Source organism: Streptomyces hirsutus (genome assembly GCF_001418415.1).
In the GTDB taxonomy this organism is placed as follows: Bacteria; Actinomycetota; Actinomycetes; order Streptomycetales; family Streptomycetaceae; genus Streptomyces; species Streptomyces hirsutus.
Genome location: NZ_LIQT01000593.1, coordinates 1 through 5025, shown reverse-complemented (window position 1 = coordinate 5025; position 5025 = coordinate 1). Strand labels below are relative to the sequence as shown.

At 72.7% G+C, this 5025-nt stretch carries 3 protein-coding genes; all 3 read right to left on the bottom strand.

Features of this window, described 5'->3' with window-relative positions; all coding sequences use genetic code 11:
• Positions 1-36: 36 nt before the first annotated feature.
• On the bottom strand, positions 37-750 hold the full coding sequence (locus AOK11_RS35280; RefSeq protein WP_055597730.1) for a glycoside hydrolase family 12 protein: 714 nt from the start codon (positions 748-750) through the stop codon (positions 37-39).
• Between the two features lie 36 nt (positions 751-786).
• Positions 787-3111: a glycosyl hydrolase family 95 catalytic domain-containing protein gene (locus tag AOK11_RS35275; RefSeq protein WP_055597729.1), complete on the bottom strand. Its 2325-nt coding sequence runs from the start codon at positions 3109-3111 to the stop codon at positions 787-789.
• Positions 3108-5025, bottom strand: a 1918-nt coding sequence (locus AOK11_RS35270; RefSeq protein WP_055597728.1) for a beta-galactosidase, incomplete at its 5' end; no start/stop codon positions are given. The genes AOK11_RS35275 and AOK11_RS35270, both read right to left, overlap by 4 nt.

Sequence of the window (5025 nt, the reverse complement as noted above, 5' to 3'; positions counted from 1 at the left end):
GTGGGCGGCCGGCCGCCCACCCCACGGAGGCCGGGTTCAGCTGCTGCTGACGGTGAGGTTGTCGGTCCGGAAGTCCAGTCCGCCGGACGACGAGGTGATCTCGTAGCCGAACTGCACGTCGCCGATGGTCTCGTTGCCCATCCAGCCCTTGGTGTCCTTGATCCAGTCGAGGATCGGCAGGATGTTGACGGTCCCGGAAGTGGAGTTGGACGTGCGCAGGAACGAGAAGACCTCGTTGGCGCCGTTGTCGCCCTTGTAGACGTTCCAGGTGTGGCCGCCGAGGGAGACCGTGCCCTGCGGGCCGCCGAGCGGGCCGACGGGACCGTACCGGTTGACCCAGAGCATGATCTCGTAGTCGTAGTCCGTGTCCCAGATGTCGTACGACGTGTTGTACGCGCCCGCGGACGGGACAGTGACGTTGTAGTTGCTGGTCAGCGAACGGAGCGAGTCGATGGGCTTGTTGACCACCTTCTTGGCGTTCGGGTACGACTTGATGCCCCCGGTGTTGGGGTGGTTGGCCCAAGCTCCCCAGTTGGTGCCGGAGTTGGCCCAGACGCACTGGCTGCCGGCGCCGGAGCCCCAGATGTTGTTGTAGAGGATGTAACCGTTCAGCGTGGTGTTGCCCCACTGGTCGCAGGAGCTCCAGACCGCGGCCTGGGCGGGGGCGGAGGCCACGCCGACGGTGAGGCCGAGGGCGACGGCGGGCACTGCCAGGACCTTGCCGATCCTGCTCGTGATGCTTGGTGCCATGGGGTTCCTTCCATGGGTGGGGGGAGATCGCCGATGTCACCGCGCCTTCAGGGTGAGGACGCGGTCTTCGTGGGCGACGAGGTCGAGCGGCTCGGCGCCGTCGGAAGTCCGGAGTTCGATGCGGACGGTGCGGGTGGGACGCAGGACGGCGGTGGCGCCGTCCTCGGTCCAGGTGAGGTCGAGAACGGCGCCGAAGCGGGTCCGTACGCCGTGCAGCGCCCCGCGCGGGTACTCCGCGGGCGGGGCGGGCAGCAGGACCAGCCGGCCGGGGGTGGACTGCACGAGCGCCTCGATCAGCACAGCCGGGAGGGTGTGGGCGGCGTCGGCGTTGTAGACGTCGCGGTGGGGGTAGTGCGCGCTCATCAGGGAGGCGTGGAAGAAGTCGCCGTCGAGGACCCTGCCGAGGGCACGCGCGACCCGTTCGGCGTCGCGGAGACGGGCGGCGATCAGGGCGTGGTGCAGATGGCCGTGCGCGGAGTCGTTCTCGGAGCCGCGCAGTTCGAGGGCGCGGTGGGCGGCGGCGGCCAGGTCCGGGGTGTCGTAGGGGGTGATCTCGTGCAGCGGCCAGACGGCGTAGAGGTGGCTGAGGTGGCGGTGGTCGTAGGCGTCGGCGAGGTCCGGCCGGGCCCATTCGGCCAGTGCCCCGTCCGCGTTGATCCGGTGCGGCGGGAGCCGGTCGGCGAGGGCCCGCCAGCGGTCGGCGTGCTCGGGGTGGCGGTCGGCGGCGGTGCGCAGCGCGTGCCGGGCGGCGGAGAGGTCCATGGCCGCGTTGACCGTCCCCCAACCGGCGTTCGCGGGGCGGTTCTCGGGCGAATAGGAGGGGACGACGACCAGATGGCCCTCGTCGTCGGTGCGGGTGAGGAAGTCCTCGTAGAACAGGGCGACTTCGGCGAGGACGGCGGTGGTGCGGGAATCGTGCTCGCCGCGGGTGTCGTCGTGGTCGACGAGCGGCCCCAGGAGCCAGTCGGCGCCCGCTGTCCACAGGTGGAGCGGGTACTCGCGGTTGAAGTGGTAGCTGTGCCCGGACTCGCCGTCGGAGTGCGCGGGCGCGACCACGCCCCGGGCGCCGAAGACCTCACGGGCGTTGTCCCGCCAGTCGGGCAGCTGGCGTTGGACGAGTGACGCCAGTGCCTCGGTGACCTCGGGGAGGGCCGCCGCGGCGGCGGAGGCGGTCTGGAGGTTGAGGTTGGCGTCGTGGGTGAAGGCGCCGGACCAGGCCGTGTCCCAGTCGCCGGTCCACAGGCCGGTGAGACGGGGCGGGAACAGGCCGCCGGAGGACAGCAGGTGGTAGCGGCCGGCTGCGAAGAGGCGTTCGAGCAGGGCGGCGCTGCGCGGCCGGGTCAGCAACTCCGATCCCGGCAGGGCGCGTTCGGCCGGGTCGGCGGCCAGGTCGAGGGTGACGCGCTCGTAGGCGGTGCGATGGAGGGACAGGTGGCGGGCGAGGAGGGCGTCGTACGCCTCGCCGAAGGACCCGGGCGCCGCCGAGACGTCTTCGGTCTCGCGATCGCCTTCCCCTTTGCCTTCACCTTCACCTTCGGTGAGCAGGTCCCGCAGGGCGCGTCCCTCGGCGACCACGTCCGTCTCCCCGGTGTGCCGGCGGACCCGGGTGAGCAGGAGTACGGAGCGCGCGCCCTCGACCCGCACGCCCGACAGGGCGAGCCTCGTCGCGCCGCCGGTGACGGCGACCAGGGTGACGCCGGTGTACGCGAGGTCGCTGTCCGGGTAACGGGCACGCAGGCTCAGCAGGGCGCCCTCGGCGGTGAGGACGGCGCCGTGTCCGACGCCGAGCGAGCCGGGGGCACCGGCGAGACGGGGGTCCAGGCGGATGTCGAGGGTGAGGTCCGGCCCGGTGACGTACTGGACGATCACGTCGTCGGCGCGGGAGACGAAGGCGCGGCCGGTCCGGCCGGCGCGGGCGGCCTCCGCCACGCCGGTGCGGAAGTCGACGGCGCGGCGGTGGAACGGCGGGGCCCCGGTGCCGTCCCGGGTGCCGTCGGGTCGGCGCAGACGTACCTGGAAGGCCGGGTGGAAGGGCCGTACCCACTGGAGCGGGCGGCCGTCGGTGAAGGTCTCGGCGGCGCTCGCGTCCCCGGCGAGCAACCGGTCCTGGAGGGCGGGGAGCGCGTCGGCCAGCCGGGGCGGCAGCCGGTCCTCGTCGGCGCCGACCGGACGGACCAGGGTGTGATGGGTGACGACGACCCGTTCGTCGTCCGGGTCACCGAACACAAGGACGCCGTGGTGGCCGTTCCCGCTCAGGAAGGCGTCCTCCCAGCGGGCGGCGGGCCGCGGTTCCCAGGTTCCGTGGACGGGTGCGGTCTCGTTCACGGGCGTGCGCAGGGGTGCGTTCACGGATGCGTTCATGGGCGCAGCACCGCCGCGCCGTGGCGGTCGAGGGTGACCCGGCCGGTGACGTCGGCGCCGGTGAGCAGGTCGTGGTGGGTGCCCGGCAGGTCGACGGCGACCGGTTCGCGGCCGTGGTTGAGCAGGAACAGCAGGTCGCCCCGGCGTACCGCCTCGACCTGGGCGGGGAGTCCGTCGAGCACGGGCCGCACGCCCGCGCCAGCGGCGATCCGGGTGAGGAGGTCGCGCAGCGCCTCGGGCTCCGGGAGCGTCGAGACGTACCAGGCGCGGCCCTTGCGCAGGACGGCGGGCAGTCCGTCGAGTTCGCCGCCCTTGTAGGGCGTCGTGGCATCCGCGGTGCCGTCGGCCTCCAGTTCCTCGGACCACAGGGTGCCGCGGAAGCCCTCGCAGGCGACGGTCTCCCCCGCGTCCAGCGGCCACCACTCGTGCAGGGTGCGGATGCCGAAGAGGTCCCTCAGCCGGGCGTCCATGCCGCCGGGCCGTACCCGGTCGTCCTCGTCGGCGACGCCGGTCAGGAAGCCGCAGACGAGGGTGCCGCCACCGCGCACGTGGGCGAGGAGGTTGTCGACGGCCGTGTCCGTGAGCAGGTAGAGCTGGGGGACGAGGACCAGCGGGTAGGCGGACAGGTCGTGTTCGGGGTGGGCGAAGTCGGCGGTGAGGTGGGCCTGCCACAGGGCGCGGTGCCAGGCGCGCAGCATGCCGGGGTGGTCGACCTCGCGGGACGGCCGGGCGTCCTGGTCGCCGGCCCACCAGGAGTGCCAGTCGTGCAGTACGGCGACGCGGGCGGTGCTGTGCGTGCCGGCGACGTGCGGGGCGATCCGCGCCAGATCGGCGCCGAGCCGCGTGACCTCCTGGTACGTACGGCCCCGCTCGCCGGCGTGGCTCACCATCCCGGAGTGGAACTTCTCCGCGCCCTGCCGGGACTGGCGCCACTGGAAGTAGCAGACGGCGTCCGCGCCGCGCGCCACGGCCTGCAGGGACCACAGGCGGTTGAGGCCGCGGGGCTTGGGGTGGTTCACCCCGCGCCAGTTGACCGGTCCGGCCGCCTGTTCCATGAGCATCCAGGGTCCCCGGGCCTGGGATCGCGTCATGTCCTGGACCAGGGCGCCCTCCTGGGCGCCGAAGGGGTCGCGCGGGTCGGGGTAGAGGTCGACGGAGACGACGTCCTCCTCCTCGGCCCAGCGCCAGGCGTCCTGCCCCGCCCACAGCGGCATGAAGTTGGTGGTGACCGGGAGGTGCGGGCCGTGCCGGCGGACGATGTCGCGTTCGGCGGTGTAGCACTCCAGGAGCATGTCGGACGTGAACCGCTTGAAGTCCAGCACCTGGGCGGGGTTCTTCAGGTAGTGCGGGTGGCGCGGCGGCATGATCTCGGCCCAGTCGCCGTAGCCCTGACTCCAGAAGGCGGTGCCCCAGGCGGTGTTGAGGGCGTCGAGGGTGCCGTGGCGGTCGCGGAGCCAGGCGCGGAAGCGGGCGGCTGCCTCGTCGCCCCAGTCGTAGGTGCAGTACTCGTTGTTGATGTGCCACATGGTGAGGGCCGGGTGGCCGGCGTAGCGGGCGGCCAGGTCCTCGGTGATGGCGGCGGCGTAACGGCGGTAGGTGGCGCTGGAGTGCGAGAAGTGCTGCCTGCCGCCCCACCACTCGGTACGGCCTTCCTCGTCACGGGGCAGGGTGTCCGGGTGGAGGTGCCCCATCCAGGGCGGTGGCGAGGCCGTCGGGGTGGCGAGGACGACGCCGACACCGGCCTCGCCCATCAGGTCCACGATCCGGTCCAGCCAGCCGAAGTCCCGTTCTCCCGGTTGGGGTTCGAGCTTCGCCCACGAGAACACGCCCAGCGTCACGGTGTTGACGCCGGCCTGCCGCATCAGACGGATGTCCTCGGGCCAGGTCTCCTCGGGCCACTGCTCGGGGTTGTAG